The sequence below is a fragment of the Pseudodesulfovibrio tunisiensis genome, from assembly GCF_022809775.1.
Taxonomy (GTDB): domain Bacteria; phylum Desulfobacterota; class Desulfovibrionia; order Desulfovibrionales; family Desulfovibrionaceae; genus Pseudodesulfovibrio; species Pseudodesulfovibrio tunisiensis.
Map to the genome: position 1 here is coordinate 645905 of NZ_CP094380.1, position 24530 is coordinate 670434.

The 24530-nt window shown below is 58.4% G+C and carries 22 protein-coding genes and 1 pseudogene; 17 read left to right on the top strand and 6 right to left on the bottom strand.

The genetic code is table 11. The annotated features are described in order from the left end of the window. The first annotated feature begins 2 nt into the window (after nt 1-2). The 12 genes and pseudogenes from MPN23_RS03215 (at nt 3) to MPN23_RS03270 (ending at nt 12395) form a co-directional block, all read left to right on the top strand. Complete coding sequence (locus tag MPN23_RS03215; RefSeq protein ID WP_243546116.1) at nt 3-878, top strand: motility protein A; 876 nt, start codon at nt 3-5, stop codon at nt 876-878. Between the two features lie 91 nt (nt 879-969). After that, nucleotides 970-1917 (top strand): glucokinase, encoded by a 948-nt coding sequence (locus tag MPN23_RS03220; RefSeq protein ID WP_243546117.1) that lies wholly within the window; start codon nt 970-972, stop codon nt 1915-1917. A gap of 30 nt (nt 1918-1947) precedes the next feature. Then, entirely contained in the window at nt 1948-2625 is a 678-nt protein-coding gene (locus MPN23_RS03225) for a TVP38/TMEM64 family protein (protein ID WP_341540093.1), read from the top strand. Further along, entirely contained in the window at nt 2612-4063 is a 1452-nt protein-coding gene (locus tag MPN23_RS03230; RefSeq protein ID WP_243546119.1) for a dihydrolipoyl dehydrogenase family protein, read from the top strand. The genes MPN23_RS03225 and MPN23_RS03230 overlap by 14 nt, the downstream gene beginning before the upstream one ends. Nucleotides 4064-4143: 80 nt before the next feature. Then, entirely contained in the window at nt 4144-4599 is a 456-nt protein-coding gene (gene gpt, locus MPN23_RS03235; protein ID WP_424450069.1) for a xanthine phosphoribosyltransferase, read from the top strand. Between the two features lie 122 nt (nt 4600-4721). Beyond that, on the top strand, nt 4722-5858 hold the full coding sequence (locus MPN23_RS03240) for a BMP family ABC transporter substrate-binding protein (protein WP_243546121.1): 1137 nt from the start codon (nt 4722-4724) through the stop codon (nt 5856-5858). Nucleotides 5859-5869: 11 nt separating this feature from the next. Further along, nucleotides 5870-6930, top strand: a pseudogene (locus MPN23_RS03245) (ABC transporter permease). A 19-nt stretch (nt 6931-6949) separates the two neighbouring features. Further along, nucleotides 6950-7867: an ABC transporter permease gene (locus tag MPN23_RS03250; protein ID WP_243546122.1), complete on the top strand. Its 918-nt coding sequence runs from the start codon at nt 6950-6952 to the stop codon at nt 7865-7867. Between the two features lie 3 nt (nt 7868-7870). Beyond that, a complete protein-coding gene (locus tag MPN23_RS03255) occupies nt 7871-9409 on the top strand; it encodes an ABC transporter ATP-binding protein (RefSeq protein ID WP_243546123.1) in 1539 nt (512 codons plus the stop codon). A 71-nt stretch (nt 9410-9480) separates the two neighbouring features. Beyond that, complete coding sequence (locus MPN23_RS03260; protein ID WP_243546124.1) at nt 9481-10242, top strand: basic amino acid ABC transporter substrate-binding protein; 762 nt, start codon at nt 9481-9483, stop codon at nt 10240-10242. 67 nt (nt 10243-10309) lie between these two features. Continuing rightward, nucleotides 10310-11020 (top strand): amino acid ABC transporter permease, encoded by a 711-nt coding sequence (locus MPN23_RS03265; RefSeq protein WP_243546125.1) that lies wholly within the window; start codon nt 10310-10312, stop codon nt 11018-11020. A 103-nt stretch (nt 11021-11123) separates the two neighbouring features. Beyond that, the gene (locus tag MPN23_RS03270; protein ID WP_243546126.1) at nt 11124-12395 is read left to right on the top strand and encodes a deoxyguanosinetriphosphate triphosphohydrolase family protein; all 1272 of its coding nucleotides are present in this window, start codon (nt 11124-11126) and stop codon (nt 12393-12395) included. A 79-nt stretch (nt 12396-12474) separates the two neighbouring features. On the opposite strand, the gene MPN23_RS03275 is transcribed toward MPN23_RS03270, so the two are convergent. The 6 genes from MPN23_RS03275 to MPN23_RS03300 form a co-directional block, all read right to left on the bottom strand. Next, the gene (locus MPN23_RS03275; protein WP_243546127.1) at nt 12475-12702 is read right to left on the bottom strand and encodes a YgdI/YgdR family lipoprotein; all 228 of its coding nucleotides are present in this window, start codon (nt 12700-12702) and stop codon (nt 12475-12477) included. Nucleotides 12703-12831: 129 nt separating this feature from the next. Then, nucleotides 12832-13620: an amidohydrolase family protein gene (locus MPN23_RS03280; protein WP_243546128.1), complete on the bottom strand. Its 789-nt coding sequence runs from the start codon at nt 13618-13620 to the stop codon at nt 12832-12834. Nucleotides 13621-13687: 67 nt separating this feature from the next. Then, entirely contained in the window at nt 13688-14107 is a 420-nt protein-coding gene (locus MPN23_RS03285; protein WP_243546129.1) for an acyl-CoA thioesterase, read from the bottom strand. Further along, nucleotides 14107-15303, bottom strand: a complete 1197-nt coding sequence (locus MPN23_RS03290; protein ID WP_243546130.1) for a cofactor-independent phosphoglycerate mutase — start codon at nt 15301-15303, stop codon at nt 14107-14109. The genes MPN23_RS03285 and MPN23_RS03290 overlap by 1 nt, the downstream gene beginning before the upstream one ends. A 13-nt stretch (nt 15304-15316) precedes the next feature. Beyond that, nucleotides 15317-16612, bottom strand: coding sequence for a homoserine dehydrogenase (locus tag MPN23_RS03295; protein WP_243546131.1), 1296 nt, complete (start codon nt 16610-16612; stop codon nt 15317-15319). 4 nt (nt 16613-16616) lie between these two features. After that, nucleotides 16617-17828: an aminotransferase class I/II-fold pyridoxal phosphate-dependent enzyme gene (locus MPN23_RS03300; RefSeq protein WP_243546132.1), complete on the bottom strand. Its 1212-nt coding sequence runs from the start codon at nt 17826-17828 to the stop codon at nt 16617-16619. A gap of 187 nt (nt 17829-18015) precedes the next feature. Here MPN23_RS03300 and MPN23_RS03305 point away from each other — a divergent pair, with 187 nt between their 5' ends. From MPN23_RS03305 to recD2, 5 genes are all read left to right on the top strand, one after another. Further along, nucleotides 18016-18939, top strand: a complete 924-nt coding sequence (locus MPN23_RS03305; RefSeq protein WP_243546133.1) for a branched-chain amino acid transaminase — start codon at nt 18016-18018, stop codon at nt 18937-18939. A 217-nt stretch (nt 18940-19156) separates the two neighbouring features. Continuing rightward, a complete protein-coding gene (gene dnaX, locus MPN23_RS03310; RefSeq protein ID WP_243546134.1) occupies nt 19157-21076 on the top strand; it encodes a DNA polymerase III subunit gamma/tau in 1920 nt (639 codons plus the stop codon). 40 nt (nt 21077-21116) lie between these two features. Beyond that, nucleotides 21117-21419, top strand: a complete 303-nt coding sequence (locus MPN23_RS03315; RefSeq protein ID WP_243547346.1) for a YbaB/EbfC family nucleoid-associated protein — start codon at nt 21117-21119, stop codon at nt 21417-21419. 8 nt (nt 21420-21427) lie between these two features. Further along, on the top strand, nt 21428-22033 hold the full coding sequence (gene recR / locus MPN23_RS03320) for a recombination mediator RecR (RefSeq protein ID WP_243546135.1): 606 nt from the start codon (nt 21428-21430) through the stop codon (nt 22031-22033). Nucleotides 22034-22135: 102 nt separating this feature from the next. Continuing rightward, entirely contained in the window at nt 22136-24346 is a 2211-nt protein-coding gene (recD2, locus tag MPN23_RS03325) for an SF1B family DNA helicase RecD2 (protein WP_243546136.1), read from the top strand. The last annotated feature ends 184 nt before the right edge of the window (nt 24347-24530 follow it).

The window sequence follows — 24530 nt, forward strand, 5'->3', positions numbered from 1 at the left end:
GGATGAACAAGAAGAATCTCATCGGCGTGATAGTCTGTCTGGCTGTTTTTGCGGCCAGTTTTCTGCTTAGCGGCGCAGCCGGTGCATATTGGAACCTCGTGGCGTTTCTGGTTGTCGGCTCCGGCATTACGGCCGCCGCACTGATCAGTTATCCGCTGGAGCGGGTGAAAAACGCGTTTCGTGTGGCGCGGAATGCCTATGCCACGGAACCCGTGACCTCCGAGGAAATAGTCCGCACGTTGCTTGACCTTTCCGTAAAGAGCAAGGTGGACGGCATTCTTTCGCTTGAACGGCGTCAGGAAACCGCCACAAGCTCGTTTTTGAAAAATGGTTTGATACTTCTGGTGGACAATTACAAGGAAGAGGAAATCCGGGATTACCTGAGCACGGAAATGGCATTTTTCAATCTCAGGCGGCAGCAGAGCGAGCGCATTTTTCATACCTTGGCGCGCATGGCTCCGGCCTTTGGCGTGGCGGGCAGCGTGATCGGTCTTATCGGTCTGCTCATGGGCATCAACGATACCACCGTGATTCTCAGGAACATTCCCGTGGCCTTCATTTCCACATTGTACGGACTGGTGCTCAGCAATCTGTTTTTTGCACCCGTGGCTGAAAACATCAATTTCAGAACTCGGGCCGAACTGCTGAATCAGAAACTCGTGCTGGAGGGCATCGTTGCCATCAGCAAGGAGCAGAATTCCTACAAGCTGGAGCGCAAGCTCGCTTCGTTTCTGAGTCCTGCCGAACGCGAGGGCAATACCGAAGCCCTGCGGCAGATTACCCGGAAATACGTGAATCGGAAAAGGCAGCCGCCTGAAGTGCGAACGGATGAGGCGGAGGAAAAGAGCCTGCTTGCCGAAAGCAGTGAAGCCGCATGATCGATCAAGTCGTGATTTTCACGGAGGGAGCCGCAAGGCTCCTTTTTTTTTCAGCGAATTGTGATAGATTGCGGCTCAGGAGGAGACATCTGTGCCGAAAATTCTGGCTGCGGACATCGGCGGCACCAACAGCCGATTCGCCATTTTTGAAACCGACGGAAACGGGCGGCTCGACATTGCCGAATCCCTGTGGCTCAAGACGCATGAGGCGGAATCCTTTGATCAGCTTCTGGGACAATTGCGGGACAACGGTTTCCCGATTTGTCCGGGAGAATACGACAGCGCGGCCCTTGCCGTGGCCGGAGCTGTCTGGCACGGCGTACTCTGCCGCAAGCCGCCCAACATGCCGTTTTCCATAGACCTGCGTGAAACCGATCTGGGCGTGGAGCGAGCCTGTCTGGTCAATGATTTCTGCGCACAGGCATATGCCTGCCGAACTTCTGCCGTGGATGAGGCCGTGGTGCTTCAGGATGGCGAACACGATGACCTTGGCGTCATCGGGGTGATCGGCGCAGGCACCGGGCTGGGCTATTCCGGTCTGATCCGAGGAGAAACCCGCTGGACCGCGCTTGCCTCCGAAGGTGGGCACATGGCCTTCCCCTTTGTTGGCAAGGAAGAGGCCGAGTACGCGGAGTTCAATCGTCGCGAATCCGGACGCTGCTGGCCCGAGGGAGATACGGTCGTCACCGGGCTGGGCCTGCAACTGGTGCATCGTTTTCTGACCGGAGAGAATCTGGAGCCGCAGGAGGTTGCGGCCAGACTTGCGCCGGATTGCGAAACCACGAAATGGTTTGCCCGATTCTACGGCAGGGCCTGCCGGGATTGGGCCATCGGGCTGATGGCCCATGGCGGCATGTACATTGCCGGCGGCGTGGCGGCCAGAAATCCGATTCTGGTACAATCTCCCGAATTCCTGAAGGAGTTTCACAATACGCATGTCTACGGGGATTTTCTGCGTTCCGTGCCCGTGAAGCTCAATGCCAATGAGGAAAGCGGATTGTTCGGAGCCGCGTTCTACGGCATGCAGTTGCTGGGGTAGGCCATGCGGAGTGGCGCTTGGAGAAAATGGTTGCTGATAGGGAGCATCCTTGCCCTTGTTGCCGCATATTTCGTGTTTGATCTTGGTCAGTATTTTTCTCTGGAACATCTCAAGGCGTCTCGCGGGCGACTTCTGGAATCCCACGCTCAGCATCGATTCGCGTTCATTGCCGGGTATTTTCTGCTGTATGTCGCGATGACAGCTCTGGCATTGCCTGTTGCCGGAATTCTGACTCTGGCTGGTGGCGCACTGTTCGGATTCTGGACAGGGGCGATCGTGGTTTCCTTTGCCAGCAGCATGGGCGCCGCGATTGCCTTTGTCGTTGCCCGGTTTCTGTTGCGGGACTGGGTGCAGAATCGTTTCGGCGAGCGGCTTCGCAAGGTGAATCAGGGGATCGAGCGGGATGGTGCGTTCTATCTGTTCACGATTCGTCTCATTCCGGTTTTTCCGTTTTTCGTGGTCAATACGGTCATGGCCCTGACTCCTCTTCGGTTGAGGACCTATTATTGGGTCTCTCAGGTGGGCATGCTTCCGGCCACGCTGGTGTTCGTGAATGCGGGCAGGGAACTTGGCAGGCTGGAATCCCTTTCCGGCATTCTGTCGCCCGGTTTTCTTTTTTCCTTTGCCTTGCTGGGCCTTTTTCCTCTGACCATGAGAAAAGGGCTGGAATGGTTTCGAAAGAAGCGGGGGACGCATGGCGACGTATGATTATGATATCGGCATCATCGGTGGGGGCGCGGCCGGGTTGACCGTGGCTGCGGGGGCCGCCCAGCTCGGACTTTCCACATTGCTTGTCGAGCGGGAGCCCAATCTCGGCGGGGATTGCCTGCACCATGGATGCGTGCCGAGCAAGACGTTGATCAGGACCGCTTCGGTGTACCATGCCATGCGCAACGCCGGGCAATACGGTTTGCCCGAAGCTGCCGTGCCGCCCGTGGATTTTCGGACTGTCGCCCGGCACATACGCGGAGTGATCGGCTCCATTCAGGCGCATGATTCCGAAGAGCGGTTCTGCGGTCTTGGTGCCAGAGTTTTGTTCGGTGAAGCCGAATTCGAGGATGAACATGTCGTGCGTTGCGACGGCAAACGGATTTCCGCAAGATTCTGGGTACTGGCGACCGGTTCCTCTCCAGCCATTCCGTCCTTTTCTGGTCTGGACGGGGTCGATTGTCTGACCAACAGGAATTTGTTCGATTTGAAGGAATTGCCCGCTTCCATGCTGATTCTTGGCGGCGGGCCAGTGGGATGCGAAATGGCGCAGGCTTTTCAGCGCCTCGGGTGCCAGATTGCCGTGGTGCAGCGAGGCCCTCGGATTTTGAAGAATGATGATGCGGACATGGTTCGCGTGGTCATGGACGCCATGAAGCGCGAGGGCGTGCGGTTCGAACTGAATGCGACTCCCCGAAGCGTGCGCAAGAGGAATGGTCGCTACGAACTGGAATGTGAACGGGACGGGGAAACATTTGTCCTGAATGCGGATGCGCTTCTTGTCGCGACCGGAAGAACGCCCAATGTTGCGGGCTTGCGACTGAAAAACGCCGGAGTGGAATGCGGACCGCGCGGCATTGTCGTGGATGAACGGCTGAGGACTTCGCAGAAACACATTTTCGCGGCCGGGGATGTTCTCGGCAAGTATCTTTTCACGCATGCCGCCGGATACGAGGGAGGCATCGTCATTTCCAACGCCGTGTTTCGACTTCCCCGAAAGGTGGATTACACGTGGATGCCTTGGTGCACCTATACTGAACCGGAACTGGCGAGCATCGGCATGAACGAGGAGCGCGCCTCCCGGGCCGGAGTGGAGCATGTGGTGTGGGAGGAGCCCTTCTCCGCCAATGATCGTGCTCTTGCCGAAGGGCAGTCCGAAGGCAGGATCAAGCTGGTTCTCGATCGGCGGGAAAAGCCGCTTGGCGTGCAGATTGCGGGGCCGCACGCCGGGGAGGTCATGGGAGAATGGATCAGTGCACTCAATGCCGGCACCGGGCTTTCCACGTTGGCTTCCGCTGTGCATCCGTATCCCACGGTCTGCGAGATCAACAAGCGGGTGGCGGGCAGAGTGCTTGCGTCAAAACTGTTTTCCGACAAGGTGAAGAAGGCATTGGGGTTCCTTTTCGATTACAAGGGGCGGGCCTGTACCCTTGATTAATGGGGCGAAGCAGTATAAGGAACCCACTTTCCCAACACTATAGGAGTGAAAACGTGGGCGATCCGAACCGTTACAAGAAGATGTTCCCGGTCTCCTGGGAACAGTTGCATCGAGACTGCAGGGCGCTTTCCTGGCGTCTTGTGGAAAAAGGACCCTGGAAGGGCATTGTCGCCATCACGCGCGGGGGCATGGTTCCTGCCGCGATCATTGCCAGGGAACTGGATATCCATCTCATCGACACCATCTGTCTTTCCAGCTACGACTGGCAGAGCCAGGGCAGTGCCACGATCCTCAAGCAGGTGGAGAACAACGGGGAAGGGTGGCTGCTCATCGATGACCTCGTGGATACCGGCAAAACGGCCCAGATCGCCCGGGACATGGTGCCTGGTGCGCATTTTGCCACGGTGTATGCCAAGCCCGAAGGGCGCCCCAAGGTCGACACCTTCATTACCGAGGTCAGTCAGGATACCTGGATTCTGTTTCCCTGGGACGCGGAACCTCAGCCGGTACAGCCCATCATCCAGGTGAACAGCTAGATAATCGAAAAAAAATAGGTTAGGTATTACCGCCTGTTCAACCATGTGCGCCAGCAATGGGTGTTGCCCTATACGCATTGCTGGGCTATTGGCATTTGATACTATAATCAGGGAGAGGACCCATGAAAAAGGTAATGAGACTGCTCACAGTGTTTGCCGCATGCTCGGCGTTGATGTTCTCGCTCTTTGCCTGCAGCAACGAGGCTCCGGAAAAGAAAGCTGCTGAAGAGCCCAGGAAGGCCGAGACCCCGGCCGAGGAAGTCAAGACCGTCAAGGCCGGATTCGTCTACGTTTCCCCCATTGGCGACGCGGGCTACTCCTATGCTCATGATCAGGGCCGCAAGGCCGTGGATGCCCTTGACTGGGCGACCACCGCTTTTGTCGAGTCCGTGCCCGAAGGTGCCGACTCCGAACGCGTCATCCGCAACATGGCCCAGAAGGGTTTCGATGTGATTTTCGCCACCAGCTTCGGCTACATGGATCCCATGATCAAGGTGGCCAAGGAATTTCCCGATACCAAGTTCATGCACTGCTCCGGCTTCAAGAAGAGCGCGAACATGAGCAACTACTTCGGCCGCATCTATCAGGCCCGGTATCTGACCGGCATGGTGGCCGGAGCCATGACCAAGAGCGGCAAGATCGGTTATGCCGCTGCCTTCCCGATTCCCGAAGTCATTCGTGGCATCAACGCCTTCACCCGCGGTGTGCGCGAGACCAATCCCGGCGCGGAAGTGCGCGTTGTCTGGACCAAGACCTGGTACGATCCGGCTCTGGAAAAGGACGCCGCCAAGAGCCTGCTTGATGCCGGTTGTGACGTGATCGCCCAGCATCAGGACTCTCCGGCTCCGCAGGAAGCCGCGCAGGAAGCGGGTGCCTACTGCATCGGCTACAACTCCGACATGTCCTCCTTCGCCCCCAAGGCGCATCTGACCGCCGCCATCTGGAGCTGGGCTCCCAAGTATGTCGAGACTGTCGAGGCCGTGCGCAACGGCACCTGGGAAGGCAACCAGTCCACGTGGTGGGGCATTGATACCGGCGTTGTGGATATCGCTCCCTACGGCCCCATGGTTCCCGAGGACGTGAAGCAGGTTGTCGACGCCAGGAAGGCCGAACTCATGAAGGGCGACGATCTCGTTTTTGCCGGTCCGGTCAAGGATCAGAACGGCGAAGTCAAGATTCCCGAAGGCCAGACCCCGACCGATGAAGAGCTTCTCGGTATGGACTGGTTTGTTGAAGGCGTTGTCGGTACCACCAAATAACCCTTTGGAACATGCCGTTTAAAATTCGTAAACGCGATGAACCCTGGAAGTGGGGCGCCCTGGTTATTTTCCTGGGCGCCCTGCTCTTTCCCTCGCTGTCAGCTCCATGCTGCTTTCCATGCAGGGGAAAAGCGCGATTCAGGGATTGATCATCCTCTGGCAGGGGTGTTTCGGCTCTTCCTACGCAGTGCAGAGCGCCCTGCTCAAATCCATACCGCTTTTCCTGTGCTCCCTCGGCGTTGCCGTGGCCTTCCGGATGCAGATATGGAATATCGGCGCGGAAGGGCAATTTGCCTTGGGGGCTATCGGTGCGACCTGGATGGCCCTGTCTTTTCCGGACCTGCCCCGGTTCGTGCTGTTGCCCATGATGTTTTTCATGGCCATGATCTTCGGCGCGTTCTGGGCGTTTCTTCCGGCCATTCTCAAGCTCAAGCTCAGGGTGAACGAAATCATTTCGTCCCTGATGCTCAACTATATCGCCATCCTGATTCTGGACTATCTCGTGTTCGGCGTGTGGAAGGACCCGGCGAGTTTCGGCTTTCCCATGACCCGCGAGTTTCCCGAAGGCGCTATCATCCCCCGCATCGGCGCATCCAACGTGCATTGGGGCTTGGCTTTTTGCGTGGTGGTGGGCTTCGGCCTCTGGGCCTTCATGCGCTACACCCGGCTCGGCTACGAACTCAAGGCCAGCGGCGAGGGCGCACGCGTGGCCCGGTATGCCAAGATTCGCTACGGCGCACTGGTCATTCTGGTCATGTGCATGTCCGGCGGGTTTGCCGGATGGGCCGGATGCGTGGAAACCTCGGCCGTGCTCAATCGGTTGCAGCCCAGCCTGATGGTGGGCTACGGATTTACCGCGATCGTGGTTGCCTGGCTTGCCCGGCTCGAACCCCTGAATATTGCGTTCGCCTCGTTTCTGCTTGCCTGCCTGCGTGTGGGCGTGGAAAACATGCAGCTCGAGTTGCAGATTCCCGAGGCGTACGGAAAGATTCTGGAAGGACTCATTCTGCTGTCCGTTCTGGCGGGCCAGTTCTTCCTGACTCACAAACTGGAGAAAAGGAACAGGCCGTAAGCGCGGTCCGGAAGAGACCATGACAGAATTCATCGTATTGCTGCTTGCTGCCACGGTGCAGTCCGGCACCCCGATTCTCTATGCCACCCTGGGCGAGATCATGACCGAGAAGGGCGGTGTGCTCAACCTCGGCGTGGAAGGCATGATGAGCGTGGCCGCACTGGCCGCGTTCTGGTTCAGCATGGCCACGGGATCACCCTGGATCGGTTTTCTGGCCGGAGGCGTTGCCGGGATGCTCATGGGCGGCCTGCATGCCTTCGTGTGCGTTACCTGCCTCGGCAATCAGGTCGTGTCCGGCCTTGCCCTGACCATTCTGGGACTGGGCATCACCAACTTTCTCGGCGTGCCCTATGTCGGGCTGCCCGCTCCGGGATTCTATCCTTTCGAGCTGCCCGTGCTGTCCTCCATACCGCTTCTCGGGGACATCTTCTTCAAGCATGACGCGCTGGTGTACATCTCCTTCATCATCCCGTTCATTTTCTGGTTCTTCTTCAAGCGGACCAGCATGGGCATGCATGTGACCGCCACCGGAGAAATGCCGGCCGCGGCCGCTGCGGTTGGACTCAAGCCCATCCGGCTTCGCTATTTCGCGGTCATGTGCGGCGGATTCCTCATCGGCCTCGGCGGCGCGTATCTTTCCCTTGCCTACACGCACTTGTGGACCAATGGTCTGTCCGGCGGTCGCGGTTGGATCGCCGTTGCTCTGGTCATTTTCGCGTTCTGGCGGCCCGGCCGTGCCGTGGCCGGTGCCTATCTGTTCGGCGGAGTCATGGCGTTTCAGCTTCGACTTCAGGCCATGGGAACGCATCTGCCGTCCTCCCTGCTGCTGATGCTGCCGTACGCCCTGACCATTCTTGTCCTGATTTTTTCGGCCTGGCGCGGGAGCCGCATTGATGCCCCGGCCGCCCTTGGCACCAACATCGAGCCGGAGGGATAGGCCATGTCGGAATTGAGTTTTGTTCGCCCGGAACAGGTCCGGGCCCTGCCCGAGGGGACCAGACCGCTGGTCAGTCTCAAGGGAATCACCAAGCGATTCGGCAAGGTGATTGCCAATGACTCCATCAATCTGAACATCTATCCCGGCCGCATCAAGGCTCTGCTCGGCGAAAACGGCGCAGGCAAGTCCACCATGATGAGCATGCTGGCCGGGCGGTACAAGCCTGATGAAGGCGTGATCGAAGTGGATGACAAGCCTGTCAACTTCACGTCTTCGCGTGATGCCATCGAGGCTGGAATCGGCATGGTCTACCAGCATTTCATGCTGGTCGAGTCCATGACCGTGGCCGAGAACGTGCTGCTCGGACAGGAAGGCGGAGTTTTCATCAAGCCGAAGGAGATGCGCAAGACCGTGGCCGATCTGGCCGTGAAATACGGTCTGGACATTGATCCCGCAGCCCGTGTCTGCGATCTTTCCATGGGGGAGAAGCAGCGCGTGGAGATTCTCAAGCTCCTGTATCGCGAGAGTCGCATTCTGATTTTTGACGAACCAACGGCCGTGCTCACCCCGGACGAGGCTTCCCGGCTCTTTGACGCGCTGTGGCTGATGTCCGAACAGGGCAAGGCCATCGTGTTCATCAGCCACAAGCTGGAAGAGGTCATTGCGCTGGCTGACGAAATCGCCATACTCAGGCGCGGCAGGATCGAAGGGGAGCTTGATCCTTCCGTTATCGAGTCCAAGGCCGACCTTGCCTCGCGCATGGTGGGCAAGGAAGTGCTGCTGGAGGTGGACCGTGAGCCCATGGATCCCGGCCAGACCGTTCTGGAAATCCGCAGCATGACGGGTCTGGGCCTGCACGAAGTGACGCTGGATGTGCGTCGCGGCGAGGTGCTCGCCATCGTCGGTGTTGCGGGCAATGGGCAGAAAGCCCTTGTCGAAGCGGTCACGGGCATGCGAAAGCCTCCTGTGGACACCGTGTTCATCATGGGGCACCCGTGGCGAAAGTTTTTTGCGGAATCCACCTGGAACAGGTCCATGTGCTACGTGCCCGAGGACCGGCTCGGCCTGGCTTCGCTCAGGAACGAGAATCTGGTGGACAACCTGCTGCTGACCACGCGCAAGGGGTTTGCCAAGGGACCATGGCTCGACAAGAAGCGTGCGGCTCGCAATGCCGAATCGCTTATCGAGGAATACGATATCAGGCCGGGCAACATTCATGCTCTGGCCTGGCAGCTTTCGGGCGGCAATCTGCAAAAGGCCGTGCTTGCCCGCGAACTTTACCGTGAACCGCGTTTGCTGGTCGCTGAACAGCCCACTCAGGGACTGGACATATCAGCAACCGAGGAAGTCTGGAAACGGCTTCTGGAAGCGCGAAAAATGGCCGGTATCCTGTTGGTCACGGGCGACCTGAACGAGGCGCTCCAACTGGCGGACCGCATCGCCGTGATCTACCGGGGCCGGATTTTGGGAATGCTGCCTACGAGTGATGACGACACCCCGGGCAAGATCGGCCCGCTCATGGCAGGAGTCGTGTCCGAGTAGGCTTTTCGAGGTTGTCCCGGTACGCCGGGATTTGGGAGAGACTGGTTCTTACAATCACAAGGAGTTACGGAATGAAACGGAATGTGTTCAAGTTGGTTACGCTCCTGGCTGCGGCCACTCTGATGGTCGCCTTTGTGGGTAATGCCTTTGCCGGTTCCGCTTGGGAAAAAATCAAGGAAAAGGGCGTGATGACCATTGGCAACAGCCCTGATTATCCCCCGTTCGAATTCATCGGCGATACTGGTGAGCGCACCGGTTTCGATATCGATCTGATGGACGCCCTGTCCAAGGAAATGGGCATCGAGGTTCGCTGGATGACCATGGACTTTGCCGCCATCGTTACCGCCGTGCAGAGCGGTCAGGCCGATATCGGCATGTCCGGCATGAGCGTTTCCGAAGAACGCCGCCAGCAGGTTGATTTTTCCGATCCCTATGTGGCCAGCGGTCAGGTCATCGTGACCCTGCCCGATTCCCCGGTCAAGAGTGCCGAAGACCTGAAGGGCAAGAAGATTGCGGTTCAGCTCGGCACCACCGGCGAACAGCAGGCCGACAAGATCGAAGGCGCTACCGTCGTGCGTCCCGAGACCTACAACATTGCTTTCATGATGCTGAAGAACAAGGCTGCGGATGCGGTCATCGCCGATCTGTCCGTTGCCGACGAATACGCCAAGCAGGGCATGTTCCAGCGTGCTGGCGAGCCGCTTTCCCTCGAGGAATTCGCCATCATCACCAAGAAGGGCAACAGCGACCTGCTTGAAGCGTTGAACAACGCCCTGAAGGCCGTGAAGGCCAGCGGCAAGTACGACGAAATCGTCAAGAAGTGGAACCTGTAAGAGATATTGAACTTCATCAGTCGGGGGAACTGCGGTTCCCCCGGCGATTTTTCCAAGGAGACGGCGCGTGGATTTCGCCCTTGTATTCAAACATTACCAGATGATTCTCGACGGTGCGGTTGCCTCTCTCATGGTGACTTTCGGCGCGCTGTCCCTGGGACTCGTGCTCGGGACCGTCGCGGGAACGTGCCGCATCAGCCGGAGGTTCGCGGTCCGCGTCGCAGCCGATACCTACATCCAGATCATTCGCGGCACTCCCATGCTGCTGCAGATTTATTTCTTCTATTTCGGCATCCCGCAGATTTACATGATGCTGACAGGTGATGGACTTTCCCCGAACCCGTTTCTGCTCGGCAGCATCGCGCTGGGCATCAACAGCGGTGCCTACAATGCGGAGATCGTCCGAGCCGGGATTCAGTCCATCAACCCGGGGCAGATGGAAGCCGCACGATGTTCCGGTCTGACCCATTTTCAGGCCATGGTCTTCGTGATTCTGCCGCAGGCCCTGAAGCGCATGATCCCGCCGTTCGGCAACGAGCTGGTGGTCCTGCTCAAGGACTCCTCCCTGCTGTCCATCATCGGCGTGGCCGAACTCATGTTCTCTGCCAAGGTGCTGGGCGCCAAGTATTACACCTATGTGCCGTTCCTCGTTGGCGTAGGTTGCATCTATCTGGTCATGACCTTCACTTTCTCCCGCTTCTTCAACTATCTGGAAGTCAGGATGGCGACCGGAAAGAATCGGGAAAAGGGCGGACCGGCTGTGCTCGATCTCGGCTGATCGAGATTTGATTTTGCCTTTTCAAGGCCCCTGTCGCTGATGCGGCAGGGGCTTTTCTTATGCCGGGGGTTCCTGTACGGTTCTGCCGACACAAGGAGTTGCCGTGAACAATTCGTTTTATTCGGATTTCGATGTGGAGTGCATCGGCAGGGGCCAGCCCAGAAAGGAAAAGGGCAGGACCGCGTTCGAACAGGATCGGGACCGGATCATCTATTCCCCGGCATTTCGTCGCTTGCAGTCCAAGACGCAGGTCTTTCTGTCCGGCGAGTTCGATTTCTACCGCACCCGGCTGACCCATTCCATTGAGGTTTCCCAGATCGGCAGATCGATCTGCAATCATCTCAATCGCACCTCGGATTTGCTCGGGCCGGATTTTCGCATTGATGAAAGTCTGGTGGAATCCCTGTGTCTGGCGCATGACATCGGGCATCCCTCGTTCGGTCATGCCGGGGAACGCGTACTCAACGACCTCATGGTCGGCAAGGCCGGTGGCTTCGAGGGCAATGCGCAGAATCTGCGTATCCTCGTTGACCTGTTCTACCGGCAGGGAAGCGAGTGGAGCGGCATGAAGCCCACTCGGGCCTTTCTGGACGGCATGCTCAAATACAAGACCCTGTACAGTGCTTCACGTGAAAAACGGAATCATTTCATCTACGATTTTCAGAACGAGATCTTGAAGTTCGTGTCTCCGGAAACGCCTTTTGCCGACATGCTCAAGTCCGAAGATGCCTTGAACAGTTTCAAGTCGCTGGAATGCCGGATCATGGACTGGGCGGACGACATCGCCTATTCCGTGCACGATGTGGATGATGGCATCCGCGCCGGGTTCATCAACGTCAAGCATGTTCGGAACTGGATTGCCGCCAATGATTTTTCCGTGGAGCATCAGCGCTTTCTTGAAGAGCTGGCTCTTGCCATTCAAAAAGATGATTTCGGCCCTTATCTGGCGAGGCTTATTGGGAAATTCATCCATGCCACAACGCTGGTGAAACGGAAAAATCATCTTTCCGGCAGGACCAATCGCTACGCCTTTGACATTCGGAAAAGCGGGGAAGCCGAGGGCGTGTGTTCTCTACTCAAGAAGTTGGCCATTGATCTGGTCTTTCGTACTCCGCAGGTCCATCAGCTCGAATACAAGGGCGGAGAGATTCTGCGTCGGCTGTTCACCGTACTGGACGAGCAGACCGCGATTACCGGAAAGGACAGTCTCGCGCTTCTGCCGCCGCAGTACTACGAAGCCATGCGCGGACAGGATACGCATCAGCGGCGCAGGATTCTGTGCGACTATCTTTCCGGCATGACCGACGGATTCGTGGTGCGTACCTACAAGCGGTTGTTCGATCCGGACTTCGGCTCGATCATCGATCTGATCTAGCCGAATCGGGCTCATGCGGAAAAGGAACGGCGGCAGGGATTCCCTGCCGCCGTTCCTTTTCCGCATGAGCCTGCCCGGTCTATTTCTTGACGCTTTCGATGTGCTTGATTTGTTCGCGATTGATGGAAATTTCCTGACCGTCTTCCTTTTCGAAGGTATAGGTCTCGGTCTTGACGTCATAGTCCGGCTTGCCCTGAGTGGTGTAGGAATCCCCTTCCTTGGTCACCACATGGTACGTCTTGGAGCCGCAAGCGGTCAGCGGCAAGGCCATGGCAAGGGTCAAAAGGATCGCAATGATGCGTTTCATGGTCATGCTCCTTTCATGGTTTTTCGTACCATATATGCAAAACGGTTTTGGTTTCAATAGTCTTGTCGATATTTCGGCCAAAAAAGAAACCGCTTCGGGGCGAGTTTCCGTTTTCTGCGGTCGAAGACCTTAATCCGCAAACAGGACGGAACCTGCGGAAAGCAGGTCTTCCATTTCCGAATCGGAGAACCCGAGGCGTTTTCTGAGCTTGTCCATTTCGGTCTGCGGGTCCCACAGAGGGTAGTCGCTGCCGAACAGAATGTGCTCGCGGTCGAATTTGTCGAAAATCCGTTTGCACTGCTCGTCGGAAAGGAAATCGATGGAGCTGGACGTGTCCACGAACACATCCCGGTCCGCAAGATGCTCGACAGCCAGGTCCCATTGTCGGTACCCGCCGAAATGGGCGGCTATCATGATCGGATCGGGAAAATCGTCCCTGAGTTTGGCCATCTTGATGGGGCAGGACGGATTTTCTTCGGGCGGCAGCGTGTCGCCGACGTGAAACAGCATGATGAATCGATCGCCTGCGATTTCCATGACCTTGCGGAACCTTGGATCGTCCATGCGGAAGCCTTGAAAGTCCGGATGAAACTTCAGGCCGGTGATGCCGTTTTGTTCCAACCGGTCGAACTCCTCTTCGATATTGTCGAAATCCGGATGCATGGTTCCGAAAGGAATGAACCGGGGTTCCTCCTTTTTCAATTGGATGGCCCAGTTGTTGGCGGGAATGACCTGACTCGGAGCTGTAGCTGCGCAGAGCACCACGGCTTTGTCTATGGCGCCTTTGTCCAGCCGTTGGATCAGATCGTCGGCCCGTCCCGTCCCGGTCATGCCGATGTGATAGTGGTGGTCGAGTTGATCCAGAACCTTGTCTGCGATTTTCGGATGAAACGCATGTGTGTGAACGTCGATTTTCATGGCACAAGAGTATGCGCCGCACAACGCCATGCGTGTGCGACGGAAGATGGTTTTATGGTTCGTTGAATCAGGAAAAGAGTTCCCGGAGCCAGCCCGGAACACGGATCAGCTTGCCGGAGCCGTCCACGCAGGCGTGCTGCGTCATGCCCGTGGCATGCAGCACGGTCTTTTCCCTGTCCCATATTTCGTAATGAAACGTGATGGAAGCCCTTGCCCACTCGGCAATGCCGGTCCTGACAAGGATGGCATCGTCGAACCGGATGGGAGCGCGGTATCGGCACTGGGCTTCGCGTACCGGCAGAATCAGGCCGCGCCGCTCCATTTCCGCATAGCTCATGTCGCGCTCGCGGCAGCAGAAGCTGCGGGCGCGTTCGAAGACATGCAGGTATTCCGCGTAGTAGAGTACGCCCATGGTGTCGGTTTCACCATAGGAGACAAAGTGCGGGTACCAGAATTCCGGTTGGGGAAAGTCGCTTTTGGGTGTCATTACTTCTTTCCGGTCCTGTTCAGCGCAAAGTCGAGCAGTTCATGCCCGTTTTCGATGCGCAGGCCCGAAGCGTCGGCCGTGGCTTCAGTGAAAGCGGACACTTCGGAAGGTGTGCAGCCCGGGCCGTTCAGAATGAAGGGCACCGGGTCCATGGTGTGCGTACGCTCCTTGATGGGCGTGAAATGGTCGCAGGCGATGAGCCACGCCACGTCCTGCCCCTCAAGGGCTTTTCGCAACGGCGCAACCACGCGTTCGTCGAATCGGGAGATGGCTTCCACCTTGTCTTTGGCAATGCCGCTGTGCCCGCATTCGTCCGGGCCTTCAAGGTGCACGAAGACCATGTCTCCCTGTTCAAGGAATTTCAGTGCGGCCTGGACCTTGCCTTCGTAGTTGGTGTCGAGCAGGCCGGTTGCACCGTCCACGTCGATCACGTCCATTCCCGAGGCAAAGCCGAGCCCCTTGATCAGGTCCACCGCAGAGATGACAGCGCCGTGCAGGCCGTATTTGTCCCTGAACCCCGGGAGGTTCAAAGGACGTCCCTGACCCCACGGCCATATGGAGTTGGCCCTGGTCGCATTCACGGACCGGTCCGCGAGCAGGTCGCGGGATTCCATGATCAGGTCCCACAACACCGGGCTGCGGGAGAATGCGCGCATGTCCTGCTTGATGGGCTTGTCCGTGATGTCGTGCGGCGGGGTGACGGCAAGGTCCGCGTCTTCGGTGAGTGCGCCGTTCTTCTGCACGAGCAGATGGCGATACTGCACGCCCGGTACAAAGCTGTAGGTGTCATTGCCCAGCTTTTCCTGAAGACGTTCCACCAGAGGACGGGACAGCTCCGTTGCAATGTGTCCGGACGAGTAGTCGCGCATGATGCCGTCAATGGTCAGCTCGGTGACACGGACGAGGTTCATGCGCCAGACAAGGTCGTCCGGGTCGAGTTGCAGACCTTGTGCTGCGGCTTCAATGGGACCGCGCCCCGTGTGGTAGCGGGCCGGGTCGAAGCCGAGCAGGGCCATGTTCGCCACGTCGGACCCCGGGGCCATGCCATGCGGCACGGTCTGGCAGCGGCCCACGATGCCGGAGGCGGCCAGCTCGTCCATGTTGGGCGTATGCGCCGCTTCCAGCGTGGTTTTCCCACCGAGCTCATCCAGAGGCCAGCCGCCCATTCCGTCGGCTATCAGGTACAGGAATTTCATAATATCAAAAAGGTTACAGTATTCTGAATTTGACGCACGGTTCCACAGTGAAGTCCATGGCATCGATTTCCCGGGCCACGGCCTCGACCGCGCTTGCCTTGGTGTCGTGCGACACGATGACAAGGGGAACCCCATCTCCGCCGACCTCGCCCGTCTGCACTGCCTGGGCAATGGAAACGCCATGGGTGGCCATGGATTTGGTGATGGCGGCCATGACGCCGGTCCGATCCTGTACCGTGAAACGGAAATAGTACTTGGATACGGTTTCCTCGGGCGGATGGATTTCGGCCGGAGGAAGCGGATCGGACCCGAAGCCCGTGTTGTTGGTCACCACGTTGCTGTTGATGTGGCGGGCCAGATGCATGATGTCGGCCAGCACTGCGCTGCCCGTAGGCAGATCACCGGCTCCCTGACCATGCAGCATGATGGGCCCCACGGCATTGCCCGTGACGCGGACCGCGTTGTAATTGCCGCCCACCCGGGCCAGCAGATAGGTGTAGGGCACGAGTGCCGGATGCACACCGGCTTCGAGCTTGCCGTTCACCTGAGCCACATGGGCCAGCAGCTTGATCCGGTATCCGAATTCGCGGGCGAACTGGATATCCTGCGGCGTGACCGAGGTGATGCCCTGAACCGGGATGTCCTTGAGCGGGAAATCCACGCCGTAGGCCAGTCGGATCAGCACGCACAGCTTGTGGGCCGTGTCCATGCCTTCGATGTCGAAGGTCGGATCGGCCTCGGCATAGCCAAGGTCCTGAGCCTCGCGCAGGGCCGTGTCGAAGTCCAGCCCCTTGGTGGTCATTTCGGAAAGGATGTAGTTGGCCGTGCCGTTCATGATGCCGAGCATGGAGACGATTTCGTCACCCGCAAGGCTTTCCTTGAGAGTCTGCACGATGGGGATGCCCCCGGCGCAACTCGCCTCGAACAGCAGGCCGCATTGTCTTTTTGCAGCAAGGGCGAACAGTTCCGGGCCGTGTTCGGCCAGCAGATGCTTGTTGGCCGTGACCACATGCTTTTTCGCGTTGAACGCATCGGTGATCAGCGTTTTTGCTGCACCGATGCCGCCCATGAGTTCCACGACAATGGAGATTTCCGGATCGTCGATCAGACGAGCCGGGTCGTCCGTGAAGGTCACGTCCGGCCCGGTCTCGAAAGCGCGCTTCTTTTGCAGATCGCGTACGAGCACGGTCTTGATTTCGATCCGCCTGCCTACGCGCCGGGCAATGCGGTCTCCATTCATATCCAGAATTCTGGCCAGACCGGAACCTACGGTGCCGAATCCGGCCAGACCGATTTTGATCGGAGTCATTCAATTATCCCTTGGCAAAGAATTTTCTCAGGTTCCTGATGGCCTGATTGGTACGGTGGCGGTTTTCCACGAATGCGAAACGCACGTGGTCGTCGCCGTATTCGCCGAAGCCAAGGCCCGGCGAAACTGCCACCTCGGCTTCCCTGAGGAGCATCTTGGAGAATTCCACGGACCCCATCTTCCGGAATTCCTCGGGGATCCGTGCCCACAGAAACATGGTGGCCTTGGGCGGCTCGACTTCCCATCCCACGCGGTTCAGGCCGTCGCACAATGCGTCGCGGCGATCCTGATACACGGCCATGATTTCCCGGACGGCATTGTCCATTTCCTCGCGGGAAAACTTGGGGTCGTCTCCGAGGTCGCCGCTCAGGGCGCAGGTGGCCGCGATCTGGATGGGATTGTAGATGCCGTAGTCCAGATAGCTCTTGATGCGGGTCAGGGCCTGCACCAGTTCCTTGTTGCCGCAGCAGAAGCCCACGCGCATTCCGGCCATGGAATAGCTCTTGGTCATGGAATAGAACTCCACGCCCACGTCCATGGCGCCTCTGGCCTGCAGAAAGCTCGGGGCCTCGTATCCGTCAAAGGTGAAATCCGCGTAAGCCAGATCGTGAATCACGTACAGGCCGTGTTCCTTGGCGAAGTCCACTATCTTTTCGAAGTAGGGCACGTCCACGCACTGGGTGGTGGGATTGTGCGGGAAATTGATGATCAGCACCTTGGGCTTGGGCCAGGTGTGCCGGATCGCGATTTCCAGATTTTCGAAGAAATCCTGTCCCGGGCCGATGGGTACGCGGCGCACATCCGCACCCGCAATGATGGAAGCATACGGGTGGATGGGGTAGGCCGGGTCCGGAGCGAGAACAACGTCGCCCGGGGTGAGCATGGCCAGAGCCAGATGCGCAAGACCTTCCTTGGCGCCCATGGTCACGCAGACTTCCTGATCCATGTCCAGAGACACGTCGAAGCGGCGCTGGTACCAGTCGGCAATGGCCCGTCGCAATCCCTTGATTCCCTTGGATGCGGAATAGCGGGAGTTGCCGGGCTTGTATGCTGCCTCTGCGAGCTTGTCGAGGATGGGCTTGGGGGTGGGAACGTCGGGATTGCCCATGCCGAGATCGATGATGTCTGCGCCTGCGTGGCGCATCTGCATCTTGAGCTCGTTGACCTGGGCGAAAACATAGGGCGGAAGCCTGTGAACTCTCGCAAACTGCTGCATACCAAAAATTCCTCCATAACAAGATGTGTAAGGCATTTTTCTTATGCCTTCGCCGAGGAGTCTGTCAAAAAGTATTTGTTCGGAGGGGCCTGTTGCTTGACCTTGGAAAACGATTTCTTTAGCGTTCAAGGTTCAAATTGAAAAGCCCGGCGGACAGTTCCGCCGCAACTACGGAAGGAGCGCTTGAATGGTCCAGAAGTCCGATACCATCTGGTTCGATGGCAAACAGGTTCCCTGGGACGAGGCCAATGTCCACGTCCTGACCCACACCCTGCACTACGGAGCCGGGGTTTTCGAAGGCATCCGCGCCTATGAGTGCGCCGACGGCACTTCCGAGGTCTTCCGGCTGGAAGATCACATGGTCCGTCTGATCAATTCCGCCAAGATCCTCGGCCTCAAGGTTCCGTATACTGCCGAAGATCTGACCGAGGCGGCCGTGGAAACCCTCAAGGTGAACAAGTTGCCCGGCGCGTACATCCGTCCCCTGATTTTCGTGGGCGCGGGCGCCATGGGCGTGCATCCGGGCCAGAATCCCATTCAGGTGATCATCGCCACCTGGCCCTGGGGCGCGTATCTGGGCGAGGACGCTCTGGAAAAGGGCATCCGCGTCAAGTGCAGCACCTTCAGCCGCCATCATGTCAATGTCATGATGACCAAGTCCAAGGCCTGCGGCAACTACGTGAACTCCGTGCTGGCCAAGACCGAGGCCGTGGCCGACGGTTATGACGAGGCCATTCTGCTCGACACCACGGGCCATGTTTCCGAAGGCTCGGGCGAGAACATCTTCATGGTGGTCAACGACGTGATCTACACCCCGCATGCAGACGGCGTGCTCGGCGGCCTGACCCGCGATTCCATGATCGCCCTTGCCGGCGATCTCGGCTACGAAGTGCGCGAGGAGCCCATCACGCGCGACATGCTGTACTGCGCGGACGAGGTTTTCTTCACGGGAACCGCTGCCGAACTGACCCCGATTCGCGAGATCGACCGCCGCGTGATCGGAGAGGGCAAGGCCGGTCCGGTCGCCCAGTTGATGCAGTCCGAATTCTTCCGGATCGTCAAGGGCGAAAATCCGGATTACGAGCATTGGCTGCACCGCTATTCCCTGTAGCAGCCGCGGAAATCGAATATTGCGGGAAGCCTGCCGGTTCGGCAGGCTTCCCTTTGCTTTTTTCTGTTCCGGAATCCGAAAATCCATCGGGTTCCGGGGCTGGTCTCGCGCCGCACGATTTGTTAAGGAGTCATGAGCTTGGCCCGGACGCGGGTCTTTTTCTCGGACTTGTAGAATTCAGCATGGCGAACGCCGGAACGCAACCAGACGAAGTATCATGAGCACATCCAATCTCACGGCAAAATATCGTCCGCAGACCTTTTCCGATGTAGCGGGACAGGAAGCGGTCAAGGCCATTCTGTCCCGGGCAGCGGCACAGGACAAGGTCGCACCCGCCTATCTTTTTTCCGGTACGCGAGGCGTGGGCAAGACCACCATCGCCCGCATTTTCGCCAAGGCGCTGAATTGCGTGGAGGCCCCCACGGGCGAACCGTGCAACAAGTGCCAGCACTGCCGTCAGATCACGGCCGGAGTGGCTCCGGACGTGATCGAGATCGACGGCGCCTCCAACCGCGGCATCGACGATGCCCGCCGTCTCAAGGAAGACATAGGCTATGCGCCCATTGAATGCCGCTACAAGGTGTTCATCATCGACGAGGCGCACATGCTCACCAAGGAAGCGTTCAACGCGTTGCTCAAGACCCTTGAGGAACCGCCTGCGCGCGCCACGTTCATCCTGGCCACGACCGAGCCGCACAAGTTCCCGGCCACCATCATCAGCCGCTGCCAGCATTACACCTACAAGATGCTGGCCCAGAACGAACTGTACGCCCATCTGGAAAAGATCATGAATCTGGAAGGACTTCAGTTCGAACCGGGCGCATTGCAGATCATCGCCAAACGCGGTGCCGGCAGTGTGCGCGATTCCATGTCCCTGCTTGGACAGGCTCTGGCCATGGGGCAGGACGTGCTGCGCGAGGAGGATGTTCGCGGATTTCTGGGGCTGGCCGGACAGGAAGTCTTTTTCCGACTCATGGAGGCCATGCATTCCCGCAACCTCGTGAACGTGGGACACGTACTGCGCGAAGTGCTGGATCAGGGATTGGACCTCGGATTCTTTCTGCGCGAACTTACGGCCTGCTGGCGCAACATGTTTCTTCTGCGTCAGGCCGGAACCGAGGCCATGCCGCTTCTGGGCCTGTCTCAGGACGAAGCCGCCTCGTGGATGGACTGGGCCGGAAAATTCGACCCCGCGCATATTCATGCCTGCTGGCAGATGACGCTGGACGGCCAGCGGCGTGTGATGACCAGTCTGGAACCGGCCATGGCTCTGGAACTGCTTCTGCTCAATCTGACCAGCCTGCCCGATCTCATCAGCCTTGAAAGTGTTGGAACTTCGGCCGGGCAGGGCGGTTCGCCATCGGCTCCGCCGCGTTCGAACGGACCTGCTCGCGGAGGCGCACCCGGTGGGCCGGGTGCGGGGAACGGCATGAGGCAGCAGGGAACTCCGCAGGGAAACGGACGCCAGTTCGCCCGGAACGATCAGCGCAGGGAACCGCAGGCTCCACAGCCGCCGCAGACACCGCAGGCCGCGTCCCAGCAGGGATATGCGTCTCAGCATCGTCCCCAGCAGTTTGCGCAGGCTCCGGCGCAGCCGTCCATGCAGAATCCGGGACAACCGGCCGGGCAGCAGATGCCGCCGCAGTCCAGACCCTCGCATGGGGCGCAGTCCTTTCAGCAGCAGGCAAGGGAGCAGCGTTCTCCGGCGCAGGGTTCGGCGCGTCCTTCCGAGCAGGAAGAAGACGCGGGCTCACGATCCGTGCCCGCTTCGGCGGGCGGAATCGGCCGGGACTGGCAGGGATTTCTTGATCTTGCGGAAGAGAGAAACGGCAGTTCCCCGGTTCGGGCCCATGTGCTCCGACTCACTTCGGGCGAGCTGAACGGCAATGATCTCGTGATCCGCTGCAAATCCCGGGTCCAATGCGACCAGTTGAACGAAAACAAGACATTTCATGCCCTGGATCTCATGGTCAGGGAATACTTCGGTCCCATGGTCGAAGTGCGTGTGGAAACAGGCAACATCCAGGTGCGCAAGAGCGACAGGCAGTTGATGGCCGAGGCGGAAAAGCATCCCGGCGTGCAACTGATCATGGAGAGCTTTGACGCGCGCATCATGGCTGTTGATCATCGAAAATAGCCGCAGGACGGCAACAACTTGAAGGAAAACGACTATGAATATGAATGAAATGATTCGTCAGGCCCAGGTCATGCAGCGCAAGATCAGCAAGATGCAGGACGAACTCAAGACCCGTGAGATCGAGGCTTCCAGCGGCGGCGGCATGGTGACCGTGCGTGCCACTGCCGGACAGGAAATCCTGTCCGTGGCCATCGAGCCTTCGGTCATGGAGTCCGGCGATGTGGAAATGCTTCAGGACCTGATCATGACTGCCGTGAACGAGGCCATCAAGAAGGGCAAGGACCTGATGGAAGAGGAAATGAAGTCCGTGACCGGCGGCATCAACATCCCGGGCCTGTTCTAGGAGCTTCTGTGCAGAAGTTGCCCGGACCTCTGAGAGAGGTCGTGGAACAGCTTGCCGGGCTTCCCGGCATTGGTCCCAAGTCCGCGCTCAGGATAGCCCTGACCCTGCTCAAGATGCCTCGCGAAAAGGCCGGAGCCGTGGGAAGGAGCATTCTGGACCTGCGGGAGAATCTCTGTCTGTGCAGTGAATGTGCGTGTCTGGCCGAGTCCAGTCCGTGTGCCATCTGTTCGGACCCGGAACGGGACAGGGCGCAGCTCTGTCTTGTCGCGGAGTGGGATTCCCTGCTGGCTCTTGAGCAGATGGGGCTGTTTCGCGGCCGATATCTGGTGCTCGGCGGACTGCTGTCGCCTTTGGACGGCGTGGAGCCCGGGCATCTGGAAATGGATCGGCTCAGGCGTCATCTGGCGAGTGGAGAGGTCAGGGAACTGATTCTCGCTCTCGGAGCGACCCTGGACGCCGAGTCCACGGCCTCCTACGTCAAGAATCTCGTGGAATCCGAATTTCCGGACGTGGCCGTGTCACGTCTGGCACAGGGAATTCCCATGGGCGCGGAGGTCAAGTACATGGACAAGGAAACACTGCGACAGTCGCTCATGCACCGTCAAAAGGTGTGAGCATGAATCTGTCACCGGAAATCGGCCGCAGGGCCATATGACAAAACAGAAAACGGAAGGGCCGGAGCTCCGGCCCTTTTCCCGTACATAGCCGGATTCGCCATGCCAGACGACAAACTCACGCTGCTCTCTTCAGCCGAAGTCCAGAGCATTGTCTTTCACAATGCCGAGAACGGCTATGTCATTGCCCGGGTGCGGGCCAAGGATGAACCCGGCACCATCACCATCACGGGCGTCATGGGTGAGATTCAGGCGGGCGAAAATCTGGACATTCACGGCAAGTGGGTCGTGCATCCCAAATATGGTCCGCAGTTCGAGGTGGTCACCTTTGAACAGACCCGTCCCGCCACGGAAAACGGGGTCATCAAGTTCTTGTCCTCGTCCATCAAGGGGGTGGGGGAGAAGACAGCGGCAACGCTGGTGGAAAGGTTCGGCGTGGCCGTGCTGGACCTGCTGGACGAGGAGCCGGAAAAGCTGCTTGAGGTTAAGGGCATTTCCAAAAGGAAGCTTGAAGACATCATCGAATCCTGGTCCAAGCAGCGGGAAATCAAGAATCTGCTGGTTTTTCTGCAAACCCACGGCGTGCCTACCACGTTTGCCGGCAAGATTTTTCATCTCTATGGGGCTCAGGCCACCAAAAAGCTCAAGGCCAATCCCTATGATCTGGCCTATGAAATCCGTGGGGTCGGCTTTCGTACAGCCGATACCATGGCGCTCAAGCTCGGATTTGCCACGGATTGCCCGCAGCGGCTGGAAGCGGCTCTGGTCTATACCATGTTCACCGAGTGCGAACGCAACGGTCACATGTTTCTGCCCAAGGAACGGCTGATGTCCGACGTGCTGCGCATTCTTGATGGCGTGGATTACGAGAAGATCGAGAGCAGCCTGTATGCGCTTCAGGAAAAGCAGCGGGTGAAGATCGAGGACCTGCCCGAACAGGAAATCGATCAGGCCGTGTACCTGATGCATTTCTATCATTACGAGAACGAAATCACGCAGCGGCTTTACCAGCTCGTGAATCACCCGTCGCCCGTAAGTCGGAAAAAGATTTCACAGGCCCTGCCCAAGGTGGAGGGCGAACTCGGGTTCACCCTGTCCGAGGAACAGCGCAAGGCCGTGTTCGAGGCGTGCGGCAACAAGGTCTTCATTGTCACGGGCGGACCGGGAACGGGCAAGACCACCATAACCCGGGCCATTGTTCGTACGCTCAAGGAGTTGGGCCTCAGGATCAAGCAGGCCGCGCCCACGGGCCGGGCCGCCAAGCGCATGACCGAGGCGACCGGACTGGATTCCCAGACCATTCATCGTCTGCTTCAGTATCAGCCCGACGGCGGATTTCACTATTGTCAGGACAAGAAATTCAAGGCCGATGTGCTGGTGGTGGACGAGGCCAGCATGGTGGACTCGCATCTGTTCGTCTCCCTGCTTCGCGCCATGCCGCACACCTGTCGCCTGATTCTGGTGGGCGACGTGAACCAGCTTCCCAGCGTGGGGCCGGGCAATGTGCTGCACGACCTGATCAACAGCGGACAGGTTCCCTGTGCCGTACTGACCCATATCTTTCGACAGGCGCAGGAAAGTTTCATCGTGGTCAATGCGCACCGCATCAATGAAGGAAAGATGCCGAGACAGCATCCGGCGCTGGCCCCGGAAGCGGATTTCTACTGGCTGCCTCAGGAAGACCCGCTCAAGGTGCAGAAGCTCATCATGGACAGCGTGTGCGACCGCATTCCCGATGCATACGGACTGGACCCGCTGCGCGACGTGCAGGTACTCACGCCCATGCACAAGGGCGATGTGGGTACGCAGGCACTCAACGCTCTGCTTCAGGAGCGCCTCAATCCGCTGCGCCTGGGACAGCGCGAGCTCAAGCGCGGCAACACCCGCTACCGCATCGGGGACCGCGTGCTGCAACTGCGCAACAATTACGACAAGGAAGTCTTCAACGGCGACCTTGGCTGGATCGTTGATCTGGATGTGGCGGACAACGAGCTGTACATCGAGTTCGACGGCAACCATGTCCACTACGAACAGTCCGATCTGGACGAGCTTACCTTGGCTTACGCCGTGAGCGTGCACAAGTCGCAGGGCAGCGAATATTCGGCAGTGGTCATGCCCGTGGTAACGCAGCACTACATGCTGCTTCAGCGCAATCTTCTCTATACCGGGCTGACGCGCGCCCGCAAGCTTGCCATCATGGTCGGCAGTGAGCGCGCCATGCAGATCGGTCTGAACACGGTCACGTCCGGCAAACGCATGACCAACCTTTCGTTCAGGCTGGCTGACATGTTTTCCGGCAATCGTCTCGCATAGCCCTGGTTCGTCTCTCGATTTTCGATCCCCGCGCAGGCTTGTGCGGGGATTTTTTCTAATCATTCCCTTTTTCTACCATGACAGGTTGAAAAGGCTCGAAAAAGTCTTACATTCTTGTTTCATCATGTCGACGGAATATGGTACCGTTTGGCAGTGAATCGTATAGCTACTCACTATTTGCTTG

What these genes read in the sequence shown, in the direction of transcription:
- recD2 (WP_243546136.1), top strand. Translation starts at nt 22,136, where the DNA reads ATGCCAGACGACAAACTCACGCTGCTCTCTTCAGCCGAAGTCCAGAGC.
- gpt (WP_424450069.1), top strand. Translation starts at nt 4,144, where the DNA reads ATGTTCCCGGTCTCCTGGGAACAGTTGCATCGAGACTGCAGGGCGCTT.
- MPN23_RS03285 (WP_243546129.1), bottom strand. Translation starts at nt 14,107, where the DNA reads ATGACACCCAAAAGCGACTTTCCCCAACCGGAATTCTGGTACCCGCAC.
- MPN23_RS03215 (WP_243546116.1), top strand. Translation starts at nt 3, where the DNA reads ATGAACAAGAAGAATCTCATCGGCGTGATAGTCTGTCTGGCTGTTTTT.
- MPN23_RS03255 (WP_243546123.1), top strand. Translation starts at nt 7,871, where the DNA reads ATGTCGGAATTGAGTTTTGTTCGCCCGGAACAGGTCCGGGCCCTGCCC.
- MPN23_RS03240 (WP_243546121.1), top strand. Translation starts at nt 4,722, where the DNA reads ATGAAAAAGGTAATGAGACTGCTCACAGTGTTTGCCGCATGCTCGGCG.
- MPN23_RS03230 (WP_243546119.1), top strand. Translation starts at nt 2,612, where the DNA reads ATGGCGACGTATGATTATGATATCGGCATCATCGGTGGGGGCGCGGCC.
- MPN23_RS03260 (WP_243546124.1), top strand. Translation starts at nt 9,481, where the DNA reads ATGAAACGGAATGTGTTCAAGTTGGTTACGCTCCTGGCTGCGGCCACT.
- MPN23_RS03295 (WP_243546131.1), bottom strand. Translation starts at nt 16,612, where the DNA reads ATGACTCCGATCAAAATCGGTCTGGCCGGATTCGGCACCGTAGGTTCC.
- MPN23_RS03300 (WP_243546132.1), bottom strand. Translation starts at nt 17,828, where the DNA reads ATGCAGCAGTTTGCGAGAGTTCACAGGCTTCCGCCCTATGTTTTCGCC.
- MPN23_RS03305 (WP_243546133.1), top strand. Translation starts at nt 18,016, where the DNA reads ATGGTCCAGAAGTCCGATACCATCTGGTTCGATGGCAAACAGGTTCCC.
- MPN23_RS03290 (WP_243546130.1), bottom strand. Translation starts at nt 15,303, where the DNA reads ATGAAATTCCTGTACCTGATAGCCGACGGAATGGGCGGCTGGCCTCTG.
- MPN23_RS03280 (WP_243546128.1), bottom strand. Translation starts at nt 13,620, where the DNA reads ATGAAAATCGACGTTCACACACATGCGTTTCATCCGAAAATCGCAGAC.
- MPN23_RS03250 (WP_243546122.1), top strand. Translation starts at nt 6,950, where the DNA reads ATGACAGAATTCATCGTATTGCTGCTTGCTGCCACGGTGCAGTCCGGC.
- dnaX (WP_243546134.1), top strand. Translation starts at nt 19,157, where the DNA reads ATGAGCACATCCAATCTCACGGCAAAATATCGTCCGCAGACCTTTTCC.
- MPN23_RS03275 (WP_243546127.1), bottom strand. Translation starts at nt 12,702, where the DNA reads ATGAAACGCATCATTGCGATCCTTTTGACCCTTGCCATGGCCTTGCCG.
- MPN23_RS03315 (WP_243547346.1), top strand. Translation starts at nt 21,117, where the DNA reads ATGAATGAAATGATTCGTCAGGCCCAGGTCATGCAGCGCAAGATCAGC.